The organism is Bradyrhizobium sp. 170 (genome assembly GCF_023101085.1).
Classification (GTDB): Bacteria; Pseudomonadota; Alphaproteobacteria; order Rhizobiales; family Xanthobacteraceae; genus Bradyrhizobium.
In genome coordinates, this window is the sequence record NZ_CP064703.1 from 5812920 (window position 1) to 5830942 (window position 18023).

General features: G+C 60.6%; 17 protein-coding genes. 4 read left to right on the forward strand and 13 right to left on the reverse strand.

Annotated features, from left to right (window positions below; translation table 11 throughout):
* Positions 1 to 282: 282 nt before the first annotated feature.
* Together IVB05_RS27050 and IVB05_RS27055 are read right to left on the reverse strand one after the other, a co-directional pair.
* Positions 283 to 1638, reverse strand: coding sequence for an MFS transporter (locus tag IVB05_RS27050; RefSeq protein ID WP_247779016.1), 1356 nt, complete (start codon positions 1636 to 1638; stop codon positions 283 to 285).
* Between the two features lie 103 nt (positions 1639 to 1741).
* Positions 1742 to 2731 carry a nitronate monooxygenase gene (locus IVB05_RS27055; RefSeq protein ID WP_247779017.1) on the reverse strand — a complete coding sequence of 330 codons (990 nt, stop codon included), beginning with the start codon at positions 2729 to 2731 and terminating at the stop codon, positions 1742 to 1744.
* Positions 2732 to 2847: 116 nt separating this feature from the next.
* Between IVB05_RS27055 and IVB05_RS27060 the strand changes: the two genes are divergently transcribed.
* The gene (locus IVB05_RS27060) at positions 2848 to 3795 is read left to right on the forward strand and encodes a LysR family transcriptional regulator (protein WP_247779018.1); all 948 of its coding nucleotides are present in this window, start codon (positions 2848 to 2850) and stop codon (positions 3793 to 3795) included.
* Here IVB05_RS27060 and IVB05_RS27065 read toward each other — a convergent pair.
* Entirely contained in the window at positions 3761 to 4648 is an 888-nt protein-coding gene (locus IVB05_RS27065; RefSeq protein WP_247779019.1) for a LysR family transcriptional regulator, read from the reverse strand. The two genes, IVB05_RS27060 and IVB05_RS27065, sit on opposite strands and share 35 nt — an antisense overlap.
* Before the next feature lie 105 nt (positions 4649 to 4753).
* On the opposite strand from IVB05_RS27065, the gene IVB05_RS27070 reads away from it, so the two are divergent.
* A complete protein-coding gene (locus IVB05_RS27070; RefSeq protein ID WP_247779020.1) occupies positions 4754 to 6253 on the forward strand; it encodes a CoA-acylating methylmalonate-semialdehyde dehydrogenase in 1500 nt (499 codons plus the stop codon).
* A gap of 132 nt (positions 6254 to 6385) precedes the next feature.
* Here the strand turns inward: IVB05_RS27070 and IVB05_RS27075 are convergent, their stop codons facing one another.
* The 10 genes from IVB05_RS27075 to IVB05_RS27120 form a co-directional block, all read right to left on the reverse strand.
* The gene (locus IVB05_RS27075) at positions 6386 to 7468 is read right to left on the reverse strand and encodes a pyridoxamine 5'-phosphate oxidase family protein (RefSeq protein WP_247779021.1); all 1083 of its coding nucleotides are present in this window, start codon (positions 7466 to 7468) and stop codon (positions 6386 to 6388) included.
* Positions 7469 to 7495: 27 nt separating this feature from the next.
* On the reverse strand, positions 7496 to 8107 hold the full coding sequence (locus tag IVB05_RS27080) for a glutathione S-transferase (RefSeq protein WP_247779022.1): 612 nt from the start codon (positions 8105 to 8107) through the stop codon (positions 7496 to 7498).
* A gap of 610 nt (positions 8108 to 8717) precedes the next feature.
* On the reverse strand, positions 8718 to 9278 hold the full coding sequence (locus tag IVB05_RS27085; RefSeq protein WP_247779023.1) for a helix-turn-helix domain-containing protein: 561 nt from the start codon (positions 9276 to 9278) through the stop codon (positions 8718 to 8720).
* A gap of 88 nt (positions 9279 to 9366) precedes the next feature.
* A complete protein-coding gene (locus IVB05_RS27090; RefSeq protein ID WP_247779024.1) occupies positions 9367 to 10317 on the reverse strand; it encodes a PDR/VanB family oxidoreductase in 951 nt (316 codons plus the stop codon).
* Positions 10317 to 10826 (reverse strand): MOSC domain-containing protein, encoded by a 510-nt coding sequence (locus IVB05_RS27095; protein ID WP_346771884.1) that lies wholly within the window; start codon positions 10824 to 10826, stop codon positions 10317 to 10319. The genes IVB05_RS27090 and IVB05_RS27095 overlap by 1 nt, the downstream gene beginning before the upstream one ends.
* A gap of 46 nt (positions 10827 to 10872) precedes the next feature.
* Entirely contained in the window at positions 10873 to 12519 is a 1647-nt protein-coding gene (locus tag IVB05_RS27100; protein WP_247779026.1) for a thiamine pyrophosphate-dependent enzyme, read from the reverse strand.
* Positions 12516 to 13196, reverse strand: a complete 681-nt coding sequence (locus IVB05_RS27105) for a 3-oxoacid CoA-transferase subunit B (protein WP_247779027.1) — start codon at positions 13194 to 13196, stop codon at positions 12516 to 12518. Before IVB05_RS27105 ends, IVB05_RS27100 begins: the two co-directional genes overlap by 4 nt.
* Complete coding sequence (locus IVB05_RS27110; protein ID WP_247779028.1) at positions 13193 to 13855, reverse strand: 3-oxoacid CoA-transferase subunit A; 663 nt, start codon at positions 13853 to 13855, stop codon at positions 13193 to 13195. Before IVB05_RS27110 ends, IVB05_RS27105 begins: the two co-directional genes overlap by 4 nt.
* A 28-nt stretch (positions 13856 to 13883) precedes the next feature.
* Entirely contained in the window at positions 13884 to 15071 is a 1188-nt protein-coding gene (locus IVB05_RS27115; RefSeq protein ID WP_247779029.1) for an acyl-CoA dehydrogenase family protein, read from the reverse strand.
* Positions 15072 to 15079: 8 nt separating this feature from the next.
* Entirely contained in the window at positions 15080 to 16069 is a 990-nt protein-coding gene (locus tag IVB05_RS27120) for a tripartite tricarboxylate transporter substrate binding protein (RefSeq protein ID WP_247779030.1), read from the reverse strand.
* Positions 16070 to 16236: 167 nt separating this feature from the next.
* Between IVB05_RS27120 and IVB05_RS27125 the strand changes: the two genes are divergently transcribed.
* Together IVB05_RS27125 and IVB05_RS27130 are read left to right on the forward strand one after the other, a co-directional pair.
* Complete coding sequence (locus tag IVB05_RS27125; RefSeq protein WP_247779031.1) at positions 16237 to 17007, forward strand: TetR/AcrR family transcriptional regulator; 771 nt, start codon at positions 16237 to 16239, stop codon at positions 17005 to 17007.
* Positions 17008 to 17020: 13 nt separating this feature from the next.
* Positions 17021 to 18004: an MDR family oxidoreductase gene (locus IVB05_RS27130; protein WP_247779032.1), complete on the forward strand. Its 984-nt coding sequence runs from the start codon at positions 17021 to 17023 to the stop codon at positions 18002 to 18004.
* The last annotated feature ends 19 nt before the right edge of the window (positions 18005 to 18023 follow it).

Below are 18023 nucleotides of genomic sequence, written 5' to 3' on the forward strand. Positions count from 1 at the left end.
CGCCTAGGATCGAGAAAGATTGCTACTTTGAGCATCGGCCTGCCTTCGAAGAAGCAGATGCCGACCGCAAAAAAAGCACCCCGTTGCAATCGGCAACGGGGTGACTGCGTCGCGGGATATCTGCGACAAGTCTAGGGAGGAGTTCTTCGCAGTCACGACAGCCAGAGGCTCATCGGAGACGTCGAATAAATCCTTCATACCATCTTTACCGCATATTTCCACCGGGTGTTCGTGCAAAGGGTCTTGCACGAAAACCTTGATGGCGATTGACGGGCACTCGGCTCATGCGATCTGGCGGCTGGCTGCCGGTGTCCTGCCGAATTCAGTGGAAAGATCGGCTGCGACAGATTTGGGCAGGCAGAGGATATTGACCGCCGCGGTCAGGAGGGCAATCGCGATCGGATAGATCAGGCCGGCGTAGATGTTGCCGGTGTAGCTGACGAGCGAGAGACTAATCAGCGGAACGAAGCCGCCGAATATCCCGGTGCCGATGTGATAGGGAAGCGACAGCGATGTGTATCGCAGCCGCGCCGGAAAGAGCTCTACGAGAAACGCGGCATTCGGCCCGTAGACCAGTGCTACGAAGACGAGCTGCGCCAGGATAAGCGCGGTGACGGCCACGTAATTTTGCGCAGCCGTGGCGCTCGCAATTCCCATGTAGATGGGAACGTAGAGCGCGGCGGCGAGGAGCAGTCCGGTGACGATCAGTGGACGACGTCCGATGCGGTCTGACAAGGCCCCGCTCACGACGATCAGCGGCGTGCCGATGGCTAGAGCAACGGCGACGCAGACATTCGCCGTCAAGAAGTCTACCTTGAGAACGCTCTGCAGGAAATACAGCGCGTAGAATTGCCCGGTGTACCATACGCATCCCAGACCCGCCGTCGCGCCGAAGAGAGCATAGAGCGCATAACCCAATCCTTGTCTCGTGCCGAAACTTTCGCGAACCGGCGCCCGCGAGACCTTGCCGGCCTGGCGCATCTGCTCGAAAACCGGCGACTCGCTGAGCTTGAGACGAAGATAGATCGAAAGCACGACTAGAAGTGCAGACAGCAAGAACGGGATACGCCATCCCCAAGCACGGAATGCTTCCTCCCCGAGCGATAGCCGACACGCCAACACGACCAGAATCGCAACAAAGAAGCCTAGGGTGGCTGTGGTCTGGATAAAGCTAGTGAAGAAGCCTCGACGATTTGCCGGTGCGTGCTCGGCCACATAGATGGCCGCGCCACCGTACTCGCCGCCGATGGCCAAGCCCTGTACCAAACGGAGTACGACAAGCGCGACAGGTGCAGCAAAGCCGACACTCGCATATGTCGGCAAAAGTCCGACCGCGGTGGTCGCAATTCCCATCAAAATAAGAGTCAGCAGAAAGGTGTGCTTGCGTCCCAATCGATCCCCAAGACTGCCGAAAAGGATGGCACCGAACGGCCGGATGACAAACCCGGTAGCAAAGGTTGCAACGCTGATCAGGACGGCGGCGGTGGGATCGTTGGCGGGATAGAAGAGGGTCGAAAAGAACACAGCAAGGCTTCCATAGAGATAGAAGTCATACCACTCGATAATCGTGCCTGCACTTGAGGCAAGCACCACCGTCCAGATTCCCGGGTTCGGGGCGTCCGCTTTACGTTCGCTCATCATATCTCTCCTTCGGCCTTGTTGGGCACGTGTTTTCCCGGGCGCGTGCGCCGCAGCGCACGCGCCGTTTACACCCGGCAATACGTTGAAAGTTGCGGACCCATCAGGCCGCGATAGAGTTTCGCGTCGGCGCGTAGCGCGAGAGACATGCGCTTGCTTCTGCTGAAATGCGCTTCACCAGCTCACCGGCGGTTGGAATGTCGTTGATGAGGCCGATTGCTTCTCCGACCGTGACATTGGCGGTATCGTAGTCGCCGGAGACCCACGCCTTCTCGACGCGCTGCAGCTCGGCTTCTTGCAATGTGCGCAGATCGTCTTCCCGGCCATGCCACCTTTCGATGAAGCCGTTCTTCATCAGGCGCCCAGTGTACTCGGAGGGCCAAGCCTTCTTGCGGACAACGTCGTAGACACGCGTCCGGATCGTTTCATCGCCGGTGGCTGCGAGCACCTTTTCTTTCGCGTTGCGATGAATGACAGCTTCTTGCGTGGCCCAAAACCGCGATCCGATCAAAGCACCGTCGGCACCCAGCATCAGCGCCGCGGCCAGACCGCGCCCGTCGGCAATGCCTCCGGCGGCAAGAAGGATAACGCGCGGCGCTCGTTGCGCGATCATATCGGCGACTGCAGGAACGAACGGCATTGTCGAGCGCGCCGTGAGACCGTGGCCACCTGCCTCCGTACCCTGTGCGACAACAACGTCCGCGCCGACATCGATCGCCCGCCGGGCATGCTCGAGCGTATGCACCTGACAGATCAGCGGGACGCCGGCCTGCTTCACTTTTGGGGCATATGGCGCAGGATCCGAGAACGACAGCATGATCGCTTTCTTGTGCCGCTCCAGAGCGAGATCGAGCAGACCCGGATCATTCGCCAGCGCCCATGTGATGAATCCACAGCCGACGTCAGGGCGGCTCACCTTCGCGGACTGTTCTTCGAACCAGGCGCGGTTGGCATAACCGCCGCCAAGAAGGCCCAGAGCACCTGCCGCGGAAACCGCGGAAGCCAGCTCGCCGCCGGAGGCCGGATCCATCGGCGCCAGCACGATCGGGTGCTCAAGCCCAAAAAAATCGGTCAACCTCGTCTTGATAGCCATGTCTCTTCCTTTTCCTAGGCTCAGTTCCCGTCTTGGATGCTGGGAAGCTAGATTGGCTATTGACAACATAAAAGTGATTATTATTGATCAGGGTCATCATTGGGGGAGATGACCATATGGACAGTACGGATTTGAATGTCTTTTCCGCCGTCGCCATGGCCGGCGGAATCGGCCGCGCCGCCCACGATCTCAACACTGTCCAATCGAACGTGACCCAGCGAATTCGAGCGCTGGAGAACCGGCTCGGCGTCCGACTTTTTGATCGATCCAAGAAAGGCGTCACGCTCACCTCGATGGGCAGCAGGCTGCTTCCCTACGCCAAGCGGATCAGCGATCTGTTGGCCGAGGCGCATTGCGCAGTGAAGGACGAGGCGTGGCCGGGCGGCGAACTGCGCATTGGGTCGATGGAGACGACGGCGGCGTTACGCCTGCCACCGTTACTCACCCACTACGGCATCGCTTATCCCGATGTCGACGTTCAGGTCGAGACGGGTCCGACCGCAGCCCTGGTTGACCGCGTATTGGCTCGGAAGCTTGATGGAGCTTTTGTCTCTGCACCGGTCACGCACGGTGAACTGACCTGCAAACCGATCGTGGATGAGGAGTTGGTGCTGATCACGCCGCCGATGGTGACGTCCCCCCAACACCTCAGCAAATTCCTGGCTTCGGGAAGCGGCCGGAAGGTGATTGTGTTTCGCGCCGGCTGCTCCTATCGACAGCGCCTGTCGGAATATCTTGCGCATCGTGGTTTCGTCGACCTGCGCTGGATGGAAATGGGAACGCTCGACGGGATCATCGGTTGTGTGGCGGCTTCGGTCGGGCTGTCGTTGGTGCCGCGCGTGGTCGCTGATTCTGCCGAACGACAGGGCTTGATCCGCCTGCATTCGTTGCCGAACGGGACCGGCAGGGCCACCACTGTTTTCGTTCATCGTAAGGACGCATTCGTGTCCTCCGCCTTGCGGGCGTTTATGGAATGCGCCGGATCGGGAACGAACCAAACAGCCCCGCCCCAGCAACCGGCAGTGGCGCTCAAGCAGCCTCGAAAGACGACCTTGCCGCCTTGACTGAGGCCACGATGAAGCGATGCACTTCCGCAACGCGCCGCGTTTCGTGCGTATCGGGATGTGACGTCAGCCAGTAGTTCCGCACGAAACGGATGTCGGGAAGCAGACGCCGCAATTCGGGATAGCGTTGGGCCACATAATCATGAAGGATTCCAACGCCGTGTCCACCGCGAACTGCCTCCATCTGCGCAACGACGCTGCCGCATTCATAGCGTCGCGACATGAGCCGGCCGAGCACTGAGGCATAGTCCAATGCCCTGCTGTAGACGAAATCCTCGACCTGGGTGACGAACAGGCGGCCGGCAAGATCGGCCTGCGTCTTGATGGGACCCTCGCGCGCCAGATAAGCATCAGCAGCATACACACTGAGCGTGTAGTCGGTGAGCTTGGATAGGATCAGCTTGCCCTGCTTGGGTCGGTCCAGGGTGATCGCAACGTCAGCCTCGCGCCTTGACAACGAGAACGTGCGTGGAAGCGGCACGAGCTGAATGACAAGGCCCGGGTGCTTCGCTGCCAGCGCGCCCAGCCTATCGGCCAGGAAGTAGTTGCCAAGCCCGTCCGGCGCCCCTACGCGCACCGTGCCGGTGAGGGCCTCGGCGGCGCCTCCAATGCTCGATCCCACTTTGAGGAATTCGCTCTCTGCGCGCTCGGCAGCCGCGACAAGCGCCTCGCCCGCCGCCGTCAGCGTGCAGCCTGCAGTGTGTCGTTCGAGCAGTTTGGCATTCAAGCCACTCTCCAGCGCCGTCAGTTGCCGGGCGACCGTTGCATGGTTTAGCCGCAGGCTTTTCGAGGCCTTCAGAATCTGGCCGGCACGCGCCACCTCCAAGAATATCCGAACGCGCTCCCAATCCATTGACTACACTTTCTGCACAACGGAGCCGCGAATTCGGCCGTTGATGCCGCAATTTTATGCGCTGCATATTTGGCTCGATCAAGCATCATTTTAGGGAAGCAGCCAATGCCCGTGACTATTCTGAACTTCATCAATGGCGAGTTGGTGCCGAGCCGTGGCCCTCGCACCGCGCCGGTCTACAATCCCGCGACCGGTGAGCAATCGGCAACGCTCGGACTTGCTACGACGCAAGACGTGCGGTCGGCCGCCGAGGCGGCCCGCAAGGCCTTTCCGGCCTGGGCGAACACACCGCCACTGCGGCGCGCTCGTATTCTCAATCGTTTCCTGCGGATCATGGAGGATCGAATCGATGAACTTGCCCAAGTGATCACCGCTGAACACGGCAAGGTGCTCTCGGACGCGAAGGGCGAGATCCAACGCGGCATGGAGGTGGTGGAGTTCGCGACGGGCGCGCCGCAACTGCTCAAGGGAGAAATCAGCGAGAATGTCGGCACCCGCGTTGACAGCCACTCGCTGCGTCAACCGCTCGGGGTGGTCGCTGGTATCACGCCATTCAATTTCCCGGCGATGGTCCCGATGTGGATGTTCCCGGTTGCGCTGGCCTGCGGCAATACGTTTATCCTCAAGCCGTCAGAGCGCGATCCCTCGGCCTCGCTGGTGCTTGCGCAGTGGCTGAAGGAAGCCGGACTGCCCGACGGCGTGTTCAACGTCGTGCATGGCGACAAGGAAGCGGTGGATGCCATTCTGACCGATCCGGATATCGTCGCGGTCAGCTTCGTCGGCTCGACGCCAATTGCGCGCTACATCTATGAGACGGCGACCAGCCGCGGCAAGCGCTGCCAAGCGCTGGGCGGCGCCAAGAACCACATGATCGTGATGCCTGACGCCGACATGGACCAGGCGGTCGACGCTCTCGTGGGCGCGGCTTATGGCTCCGCCGGCGAGCGCTGCATGGCAATCTCGGTAGCCGTTCCGATTGGAGACACGACCGCGGACCGTCTGGTCGAAAAGCTGGCGCCCAAGGTTCGCGCGCTTAACATTGGTCCCGGTACCGACCCCGATGCCGAGATGGGCCCGCTGGTGACGAAGCAACACCTCGACAAGGTCAGAGGCTATATTGACGCCGGCGTTGACGAAGGCGCGAAGCTCATCGTGGACGGGCGCGATTTCCATCGCCAGGGCTACGAGAAGGGCTACTTCATCGGTGGCAGCCTGTTTGATCGCGTGACCACGGACATGAAGATCTATCAAGAAGAGATCTTCGGACCGGTGCTCGTGGTGGCTCGGGCCAAGTCGTATGACGATGCGGCCGACATGATCAACCAGCACGAATTCGGCAACGGCACCGCAATCTTCACCAGGGACGGCGATGCAGCGCGCGAATTCGCGCATCAGATCCAGGTCGGCATGGTGGGCATCAACGTACCAATCCCGGTGCCGATGGCATTCCATTCGTTCGGTGGATGGAAAGCCTCTCTGTTCGGCGACCATCACATGCATGGCCCCGAGGGCGTCCGCTTCTATACCAAGCTGAAAACGATAACGACCCGATGGCCGACGGGCATCCGGGCAGGCGCCGAGTTCGTGATGCCGACGATGTCCTGATCTTCTCCAAATGGAAGGCCGTGCCAGCTCCACGGCCTTCCAAATCTCCACTTGGCTCAGGCCTCAAATGGAGAACTCTGGCACGTCGCCGCCAGAGAGGTCGATTCGGCCGATCAATCCGTGAATGTCGCCCTAGAACCATCGGACTAGACTCAGATTTGCCCTGTCGATCTCCGTCGACGGCTCAAGGCCCTCTGTTGTCACGCTCGCTCTCCTCAACTTCATTGGGTCATTGGAACGCTCACCTCGCGGCCAAGCCCCCGTGGTGAGCGCCCTCGGAGAATATTCGACCACCTCTCCGATGAGAGGTATCGCCGAAGCCCGCACTCTTCGGCCAGCTGTGACATGAAGCCGCCAGGCGCGCTCGGCACCCTTGAAGCCCTGAATCGATGGATCATTCCAGAGCAACTCGATCGTCCCCTGCAGCACCAAAACATCGCCGATGACAAAGTCGACAAAAAGCAGTCCCGCCCTGGGATTCGAAACAAAATTGCCGAGCGTATTGAAAAAGGAATTACCCGCAAAGTCCGGAACAGTGAGCTGGTTACCGGCCACGTCAATGAAGCCCGGCTTGCCACCGCGGTGAGAGATATCGCAATCGAACGATGATCCGTCATCTGAAGGCGCACATGACGCGACGAAGAAGGTCGCCGACTGGCGGATCAGCTCTCGTGCCGGATCGTCCAAGACGTCGAGCGCCTCGACCTCTCCGGGACCGAGTTGCTCCAGTGAATCGGATCGTGCCGAGTTGATACGGCGCGTGTGGATGTATTGAGGGCAATTGCCAAAGCTCTGCACGACCGCCATCTCGAAACCTGTCTCGTCGATAGCAACCAGCTTTCCGCTCATGCGGTTTCGCCGGCGGTTGGTCAGGTCTATGCCCAGTACGCCCAAGCTGGCGCTCACGGAAAGATTCGTTCTAAGCTGGTCGAAGGTCTTCGGTAACGATTCGATGCGCAGCCGTCCTGGATCCGGCGAAAAGACGAATCCGCGCGGGCCAAACAGGATCGAAGGGACCGGCCAGCCCGTTCGGTCCGACGAGCCGAGAAGGAGGTATTCGAGTCCTGCGAAGAACTCGCGGTGCTGATCGGGCATCCACGTGCGGATGGAGGTTTTCCCGCGGTCGCTCACTCGCTCGGCGACGCCGACGCGTCGCTGGACGTCGATCTCGCCTTGGTGAAAAGGAGACGAACTCCGTTCGAAGAGATTGGTCATGACCGCACCTCGAAGAAGGTTTGCCGATCAGCTCGCAGGTGCGCTTGGCATCCGTTGAAAATTCGGAATTGCTTCCAGTCGCCCCAGCCAAGCGACAATGTTCGAATAGGACGACAGTTCAACGCCTCCCTCGGGAGCGGCCCGCGTGTAGCTGTAGCAGGCGAGATCAGCCAAGGTCGGATGCTTTGCTGCGAGAAATTCGTGCTTCGCAAGATGACCGTCCATCACGCTGAACAGACTGTTCGCGATCTCGGCCGCTTGCCGGCAATCGACCGGCAATTTGAACACCTTTCCCAGCCGGGCTGTCGCTGGTCCATATGCGAGCTGTCCTGCCGCCACGGACAGCCAACGTTGCACGGCAGCCGCACTAACGGGATCTTCCGGAAGCCACGTCCCGGTAGTGTCGTAGCGCTTGGCCAGATAGATCAGGATTGCGTTGGAGTCGGCAACGACGGTGCCGTCATCGTCGATGACAGGTATCTGCCCGAACTGGTTCATCGCGAGATAGGCTGGCGTCTTGCGCTCGGCAGGCGGCGTTGGGATCAATTCGTAAGGGAGCAAGAGAAGCCCGAGCAAGAGCTCGACCCGGTGGCTGTGTCCCGACAATTTGCCGCCATAGATCTTGATCGTAGCTGACATTTCCAACTCGGTTTCACTATTCAAACATTGTCCCGGTAGTTATCATTTTCCCATTCGGGCGATAATCGAATGTTCCTTCAATTCACCATTGCGGTTTTCGCAACGATCGGGACGAGCAAATGACTGGCTGGTCAAGGTGTTGAGCTGCCGGCTTCCATTTTTCCGTCCAAGACGTTGCCCTTCTACCCCCTGAACTCCGCGAGGTAGCGCTCGCGCAACACGTTCTTTGAACCTTTCCCATGGGATTCCGGGGGCAGCTCGCGGAGCGACGCGCCGCAATCGAGAAGGAGTTGCCATCCTGGGCAACCTTGCAACCGCGCGACCAAGGCATGTACCTCGTACTCTGGCTTCCTGTCGGCCTTGATGATGTCAAGCTTGCCGACCAAGCGGAGAAGGCCGGGCTGGTCGTGCGACCGATCTCACCGATGTACTAAGCTACGCCGGCCCTTTTTGGGCTGATGCTCGGGTTTGGCGGCTTCTCGGTCGCGGAATTGCAGATGGCCATAGTCTGCTTGAGAGGCGTCCTCGACGCATTCGTCGGCGTGAACAGGAAGGCCTCCCTATCCAAGCCTCTACGATTTGAAGCCGTCAGGTAGTCCTGCGCCCGTGGTCAGCTCTCTTTTGCGGCAATCACCACCAGCGCGGATGCAGCCTCCGATGAGAGAGCCGTCAGTTTGTGGGGAATGGTCGAATCGAATTGAACGCAGTCTCCCGGATACAGGACTTCCTTTCGTTTCCCGATAAGAAGCTCGATTTTGCCAGTCAGGATGAAAAGAATCTCCTCACCTTCATGATGGCTCATAATCCGGCCTCGCTTCGCGGTCTGCGTGGGACGAACGATAAAGGCGCGCATGACCCTATCCGGCGCCAGACCAGCCACCAGCGAAAGGTGTGTGCTCGGATCGCCGGGCTTTCCGTTCTTTGCCCGCACGATAGAGACAGGATCCTTGTCGTCCTGCTGTCCGTACAGTCGGTCCAGCGACGTGCCAAGCGCCTTGGCTATCTTGAGCGCCGATCCGATGGAGGGCGACGACAGACCGCGTTCCAGCTTCGACAGGTAGCTTCGAGTCAAGCCGGAATCGGTTGCCAGTTGCTCGAGCGTCATGCCGCTTTGGACGCGGAGAAATTTCAGGTTAAGGGTCATTTCGATCGGGTCGCCAAGATGGAGCATGCGATGCGACGCCAATCTGTTAGATATTCGGGCGCGGATCAACACCAACCGCGCCGAATGTGAGGGTCGGCGCCGAGCTCCCGGTCGATCAGAGGTCCAGCACCAGCTTGGGGCCGGCGCAATCTCCGACGCAGACGATGAGTTCGCTCTGCCGTTCGGCCGGTGAGAGCACGCGATCCCTGTGGATGGGAGGTCCCTCGATCCACCGCGTCCGGCAGGCGCCGCAGATCCCTCCCCCGCATGAAACGGGCACGTCGACGCCCATGGCCTCCAATGTTCCGAGCAGGCCGACGTCGGGTGTGACGGTCGCCGCCTTGTTGCTGACCCTCAGCACCACCTCGTAGGGGGGCACGTCGCTCTGGACGCTCCGCCTCGGCGGCGTGAACATCTCGATGTGCTTACGCTCGTCCGGCCAAGCCTCGACAACTCTTTCGAAGGCTTCAAGCATCGGCGCAGGGCCGCAACACGCCGCGAAGCCGGACTCGTTGTACTCCTTCAAGATGTCGACAATGACGGGCTTCGCCTGTCTGGTCGTGTCGTAAAGGCGGACGTGCCCGGCTTCGATCGCGGGGCCGATCATATCGGGAAGCACCGCCCGTCCGCGGCTTGTCCAATGCAGCGCGTAGTTCGTGCATCCCCGACGCTCAAGGTGCCGCACTACGGAAATAAACGGCGTCACCCCAATTCCGCCTGCCACGAAGATGTTCATTCGGTTTGGATTAGCCGCAATGCCTCCACGCGGGATGGATACGCCGATCTTGTCTCCGACCCGGACCCGCTCGTGCAGGAAGTTCGAGCCGCCGCGGCCGTTTCGCTCGCGCTTGACTGCGATCACGTAGCGATGATTGTCCTCGGGCTCATTGCAGAGTGAATAGGTGCGGACGAGCCCGGGCTCCAGGTGGACATCGATATGTCCACCCGGCTTGAACGGCGGGAGCTCCCAATCATCCTGGTCGACCAGCGTGAACCGCTTGGTATCATTGCCGAGATCGTCGATCCGCGAGACAACGGTCGAGACGGTCTTGATCGGTTTCGCCATTAGAGGGGCCTTACGACGTCGCCCACGCGAAGAGTACCACCAGCGATGATCTTGCAGTTCAGTCCGGAGCGGTTGATGAGAGGGTCGAACACGGCCTTGCCGAGGATTTCCTCGATGTGCCGGCAAGGCGTCGAAAGACGCGTAGCCTCCACGATCGTCTCGCCAAGCCGAAACCGCCGGTCGACGAGATGGTTTAGCGACACGCCTTCGACCGTCACGTTGCGTCGGTGCTCCTCCGGGAGCAGTTCAATGCCGTGATCGCGGCGGAGTGCCTCGAGAGTCTCCATCTCGAACAAGGTAACCTGCCGCCCTTCCTCGGGCTTGTGCGAATAGAAGCCGGTTTCCTGTCCGATCAGGTACCGATCACCTTCGATGCCACGGCCTGCGATAAGCTGAAGTTCAGGAAACGAGCGCATGGGAAGAAAAGCCCTCGGCGTCTTATGCAGAAACCGGACAACGCCCTGCCACGACGTGGCGAGGCGGTGACTTTCCGTTGTTATGCCGTCCATTGTGTCACCTTCGAAATTCATCGGTCGAACTCTTCCATCTGTAAAACTAGCGCGATGCGGCTGCGAGCGACTTGTCCAGAGATTGTCGTACATCCGAGCGCACTTCGATGACGACGGGGCCCTTTGCCGACATCGCTTCTGCGACGACGTCGGCAGCCTGATCGGCGTCGGATATGCAAAACCCAACGGCTCCGTAGGCACTAGCTAACGCTGCAAAGTCTGGATTGGATAGATCTGTTCCGTACGGCCGGTTCGGAAACGCCCTCTCCTGATGCGAGCGGATCGTCCCGTACGACGCGTTATTGGAGATCACGATCTTGAGGTCCAGCCGCCTCGCCACGGCGACGACCAGCTCGTTTCCAGTCATCAGGAAGCCGCCGTCTCCGCAGAACGCAATCACCTGCCTGTCGGGGAAGCGAAGGCTGGCGCTGAGAGCCGAGGGAATGCCGCTGCCCATCGCTCCGCAGGCCGAGCCCAACAATCTCGCAGACGTCTTGAAGCTGAAGATGCGGTGGACCCAGCCGGCAAAATTGCCGGAGTCTGTCGTCACGATGCCGTCGGAGCGAAAGTGACCGGCTATCTCGGCCACGACGTGACCGTAGACGTCGGCCGAAGGTACTCCCGATTTCGGCCAACCATGCGTCGCCGATCGCGCGATCGTCACGGCCTTCATCCAATCCGAGCGCTCACGCGATGAGGCAGGCTGATCGAGCAGGCTGCGTACGAACGATGCAGAACTCGACACTATTGGAAGGTCGGTTTGAAAGTGCGTACCGATGGCCGCCGGATCGGGATAGACGTGCACCAGCGGCTGGCGCGGCGACGACTGCCTCGGAAATTCGAATCCGAGCGAAGAGAGATCGCCCAAGCGCGTTCCAATCGCCATGATGAGGTCGGCACGATCGAATATCTCAACGTGTGCGGGAGACGTGAAGAATCCCAGCTGTCCGATCCAGTGGTCGTGATCGTTCGGAAACTGGTCCTGCATCTTGTTCGTCACCGCGACGGGAACGTTCCACTTTTCGCTCAGAGCGACCACATCCTTGCGGAACTCCTCGGATCGACATTCACCGCCGATCAGAATGATCGGTCGTTCGGCCGCGGCGAGCAGGGCACCGGCCTTCTTCACAGCGACGATACCTGCTTCAGGGTGGGCTACACCGTGGATTCTGACGGCGAGCGCATCGGCGGACTCGGCAAGCAGATCCTCCGGCAATTCGACGGCCACTGGACCGGGCGTGCCGGTATGTGCTGCGGAGAATGCGCGGGCCATCATCTCCGGGACCTGAGCGGCAGCGCTCAATCGAACTGACCATTTCAAGAGTCCCTCGAAGGCGCGTCCGCAGTCGATCTCCTGAACCGCATCCCGGTTCAGATTAGGCCGGTCGACCTGCCCGATCAGTATGATGAGGGGGATCGCCTCCTGCGAGGCCACGTGGATGCCGAGCGCCGCGTTAAAGGCACCCGGGCCGCGACTGGCCATTACTACACCGGCCCGCCCCGTCAGCTTCGCGTCGGCGACGGCAGCCAGGCAGGCACTACCCTCGTGACGATTGGTCACCAGATCAATCTGGTTCCGGTCGTGCAGAGCGTCCAGTAACGGCAGAAAGCTCTCGCCGGGCACTCCAAACGCGCGGTCGACGCCATGCGCGATGAGACTGTCCGCAATCAATTCGGCGACACGATAGGTCATGCGACAACAGTCCCGTCCTGCTTGATGGTGCGCGGCGCGCCGGGAGCAGACAGCGGCGCCTCGGTGAGGCTCTGCAGCACTTCGACCGATGTGCCTTCGAGTAGAGCGTCGACGACCAGGCCGTTCCCGGTGACATCAAGGATCGCGAGATTCGTGAAGACGCGCGTCACGACCTTCCGTGCGGTGAGCGGATAGCTGCAGCGCTCGACGATCCGCGCGCGTCCATCCTTTGTTACATGATCCATCATCACCCAGATCGACTTTGCACCGACTGCAAGGTCGATCGCGCCGCCTATGCCGGGTGGCGAGCTATTGTCGCCAGTCGTCCAGTTGGCAAGGTCGCCGTCCTTGGAGACCTGAAAGCCCCCGAGTACCGCAACGTCGAGATGGCCACCACGCATCATCGCGAACGACAGGCTCGAATCGAAATACGATCCGCCGCGCTTTAGCGAGATGGGCGTCTTTCCGGCATTGATCAGGTCCCAGTCCTCCTGACCTTCTTGAGGCTTGGGACCCACATTGAGGACGCCGTTCTCACTGTGGAGCATTACCCCGGAGTAGGCCGGCAGATAGTCGGCCACATGGGTGGGCGCGCCGATACCGAGGTTGACGAACCCCTCGTCCGGCAAATGCAGTGCCACCATGCGGGCTAATGCGTCACGCGAAAGCGGTTTCATGGGAGATTCCTTGCGTAGACGCGATCGACGAAAATGCATGGCGTGACGATCGCCTCCGGATCGAGGTCGCCGACCCCGACGATGCGGTCGACCTCAATGGCCACGGTTTCGCCGGCGGTCGCCATGACCGCGCAGTGATTCCGTGCCGTCTTATTGTAGGTGACATTGCCGAGGCTGTCGGCCAATCGGCCTTTCACGAAGGTGAAGTCCGCCCGCAACGGCAGTTCCAGGATGAATTCTCGGCCCTGCACCGTGACCTTCTCCTTGCCGTCCGCAAACACGGTTCCGACCCCGACGGGCGACAGGAAGCCACCCAGCCCGGCGCCCCCGGCCCGAATTCGCTCGACGAGCGTGCCTTGAGGGACGAGCTCCAGCTCGACCGCGCCGGTCCGGTACTGCTCCGCGAACTGCTGCGCGTTCCGCGGATAGGAGCAGATGATCTTGCGAACGATCTTGGCGCCAAACCAGAGGGAAAGATCGTCGCCGGACGAGCCAGCATTATTGGAGATCACGACGAGCTCGCGCACGCCCTTGTCCAGCACGGCCTTGATGACGCCGGTCGGAAGACCGGCGCCACCAAATCCCCCGACCATCACGGTGTGTCCGTCCTTGATGCCTTCAACGGCCGCTTCCGCATCCTTGACTATTACATTGCGCATCATTTCATCCGCAGGAGTTAATTTTCGTTCAGGTTGGATAGCTGGACGGAAGTCCCCGTCCGATGCGATCGAGCAACATCTCGTTCGTGCCGTCGGCATAGGCCGCCATGCGGACCTCGGCATAATGCATGTTTAATCGATGGGCCGCGCTGGCACCGGTCGCACCGAGGATCCGGATGCACTGATCGATCCCCCAGATTGCGGTGTCCACGGCGAACTTCTTGGCCTGCGCTGCGAGGCCCATGGGGTTTCCACCCATTTGGATCTGCTCGGCTGCACTGAAAACAAGCGCGTTGGCGGCCTCGAGCCGAACGGACACCTCGGCCAGCTCCCATCTCAAACCCTGATGCGCCACGAGAGGTTTTCCGAATGCATGCCTACCTCCGCAATAAGCAACCGCCTCGCTCAGGGCGGAATGCAGCGTCGCGACGCACATAGCCGCCACATGAACACGAGCGGCGTTGACAGAAGCCATCGAGGTCTTCAACGCAGCACCTGGAGCCGCGATGAGCGCCCACTCCGGAATGAAATGCTCTGAGAAGGTGATCTCGGCCAAACGAAAAGAGCGCGCGCCGGGAAGCATTATCTCCTTGCGATGGAAAGTATCGGCCTCACCCAACGACACGTAGAAACTGGCAATCTCGCCTGCGCCTGCAGCGTCGGGCACTCGCGCAAGAACGATCAATCCGCCGACGACCATACCGTTCGTCAGCCATGCCTTGGTCCCGCTCAGGGACCAGCCGCCGGCGACGGGTGTCGCCGAAGCGGTCAGCGCCGAGACGTCGCTGCCGCCGGAAAGTTCGCTCATGGCTGTCGTTAATAGAAGCTCGCCGCGCACCGCGGGGGCGAGCAGATGTTCGATTTGGGCGGGAGTCCCAGTCTGCGAAAGTCGAGTCACCCCTCCTTGATGATGATTCAGGCAGAACGCGGCCGCGAAGCCGTGGCGCGCCATCTCCTGCGCGACACGAATCTTGCAGACGTAGGATGCTTCGAGCCCTCCGTGCGCTCGCTGGGCTTGGAGACCTAGCATCCCCGTCGCAGCCCATTTGCCGATCCACTCGGCCGGAATCGCTTCTCCCGCAAGGTGCGCCCCGAGGACGGATCTGGAGAATGCGCGCTCGCAGAACTCGCGGGCGCGCAAGACCTGATCCAATTCCTCGTTGGAGAGAAGCCTGTCGTACTGCTGAAAGAAGTTTATGGACGATCTGCTGGGCATATCGGCGGTCAGCGCGTGAGCGTCCCGCCGACTTCCTTTGCCCACTTGTTCCAGAACGTGATCTCCTGTCCGACATCGTGGGAGTAGGTTTGGGAGGTGGAACCATGGACCGGAATGGCGCCCAGCGTGTCGAGCTGCGTCAGGAACTCCTTGTTGTCGGCTCCCTTGTCGAGAGCGGCGCCGATCTTGGCGACCACCTCGGGCGGCAGCTTCGCCGGCCCGGCGATCCCAAACCACGGCGAAATGTCAAGCGGCTTGGCCCCGCCCTGCTCGACCGTCGGAATATCCGGAAATGCGGGCGATCGCTCGCTTGTGGCGACTGCAAGCGCCCTGAGAGTTCCAGCCTTGATGTGCTGCGCGACCGTTGCCTCGGTGAAGAAACCTACCTGGACCACACCTGCGATCGTGTCGGTGATCGGCTGGGCGCCGCCCGAATAATTGATGAACGTCATCTTGGTGCCGTTGGCCGTATCGAACAGCGTTCCGCCGATGTGCGAGGTGGCGCCGTACGTCCCACCGAAGTTCACCTCACCGGGATGCGCTTTCAAATACGCGATGAGCTCCGAGATGGAGGAGACCGGCAGCTTTGGATTAACCACCACGAGGTTGCGCTGCTTCGCGACCTTGCGGATGTAGGTGAAGCTCTTCTCCTGGTCATATGGAACGGAGGGGTTGAGCGCGAGCGCCCGGGTGTTCGACGACTCGACCGAGACGAGAAGCGTATAGCCGTCGGGCTTTGCCTTGGCGACATTGCTGGCGCCGATGAGGCCACCGGCGCCGCCATTATTCTCGACAATGACAGGTTGCCCCAACTCCTTCGATAGCAGTTGGCCGATCACGCGTCCGACGATATCCGTTGGACCTCCCGGCGGAAAACCGACAACGAGCTTGATCGGCTTCGACGGGTAGGCATCGGCCCCTATCGATGGCGCGGAAGCGAAGCCGAGGCAGAACGCCGCCGCGGCGGCAAGCAAACCTTTTTTGGAAAATCGGATCATGGATCACCCTCTCGAAGGACGGGGCAACAATCGAGCCTAGGACACTTTGTGTCAACTACGAAACTTTGCTGAGCACTTATGCGTCCGGACCCAAGGTACAAGTGCGCCGCACAATGCCAAGGCAACTGGTGCCGAACGCATCAGCATACTGCGCAACTAAGCGTCAAATGGTGCATCGCAAGGTCGAATTAATGCAGTTTGGCGGGCTTTTCTATTGCAAGCAGGGATCGACCGTGTTTCTAGACGATCGGTCTAATAGGAACACAATGGTAACTAGAAACAGCACATCCCGGAATTCTACGGGGCCCGAACGGCGCGATCTCGGCTACGCCCCGACGCGTGACGTGCTCATTCGTTCTGGATTGGAGACGCTGACCGAACAGGGCTTCGCCGCAACGGGCCTGGACGCGCTGCTTCGACGGGCTACCGTGCCGAAGGGTTCGTTCTACCACTACTTCGAGAGCAAGGCGGACTTCGGTCGTGAAATCATGAAGGCGTACGATGCGTTCTTTTGCCGAAAGCTCGATCGGGCGCTCACCAACGAGAAGCTGGCCCCATCCGATCGGATACGCGCGTTCGTCGAAGACGCGAAGGCGGGAATGGCCAAGTACGACTATACGCGGGGCTGCCTCATCGGCAACTTCAGCCAGGAAGTAGAGGCATTGCCGAGCGACTACCGTGCCGCGCTTAGCGAAATCATGCAGGGATGGCAGGGAAAGGTCGCGTGCTGCCTCGAACTCGCGCAGCGCGATGGGGAGATCACCGACTCTGCAGACTGTGACGCGCTTGCCGAGTTTTTCTGGATCGGCTGGGAAGGTGCAGTGATGAGGGCTCGGCTGGTCAAGGACGGTGCCCCGCTCGATACCTTCATCGCCGGATTCATTGCGGGGTTGCCGCGACCCAACCGATCGCGCAGCGGCCGGAAAAAGAAATCGTAAAAGGAGCTTCAGAGTGTTCAAGGCAGTGCTGATCGAAAAGGACGACCAGGGATATCGGGCGAAACTCACCGAATTGCCCGAAGACCGGCTCCCCGATGGAGACGTAGCGGTCGACGTCGAATACAGCACGCTCAACTACAAGGACGGTCTCGCGATCACCGGAAAGGGCCCTATCGTCAGGGCGTTTCCGATGGTGCCCGGCATCGACTTCGCAGGCGTGGTTCGCTCGACCGCGCACCCCGATTTTGCGGTCGGCGATCGCGTCGTCCTCAACGGATGGGGCGTCGGCGAACAGCACTGGGGTGGCCTAGCCCAGATGGCGAAGGTGAAGGGCGACTGGCTAATCAAGTTGCCATCCTCGATGTCTTCCCGACGAGCGATGACCATCGGCACAGCCGGATACACGGCGATGCTCTGCATCATGGCGCTTGAGAGACACGGCATCCGCACCGGCGACGGCGACGTTCTGGTAACCGGCGCCAGCGGCGGTGTCGGAAGCGTCGCAATCGTGCTGCTCCACAAGCTCGGTTATCGAGTCGTGGCATCGACCGGACGCTTGGAAGAAGGTCCCTATCTGAAGGCTCTGGGAGCGGACGAAATCATCGGCCGGGCCCCGCTCGCACAGGCGGGCAAGCCCCTGCAGAAGGAACGATGGGCAGCGGCCATCGACTCCGTCGGCAGCCATACCTTGGCCAACATTTGCGCCGGCATCAAAGCGGATGGTGCGGTAGCGGCATGCGGCATGGCCCAAGGCCTCGATCTTCCTACCTCCGTTGCCCCGTTCATTCTGCGCGGCATCGCGCTTCTGGGCATCAACAGCGTGACGAGGCCCAAAGCTCAGCGAGTCGAGGCGTGGGATCGGCTCTCATCCCTCCTTTCCGACTCCGACCTCGAGCGAACGGCCTCCGAGATCGGCTTGGGTGACGTGATCGCGACAGCCGACAGGCTGATCGGAGGTCGCGTCCGGGGCCGAACGGTGGTCGACGTAAACAGATAGGAAAAAGGGGGATGAGATC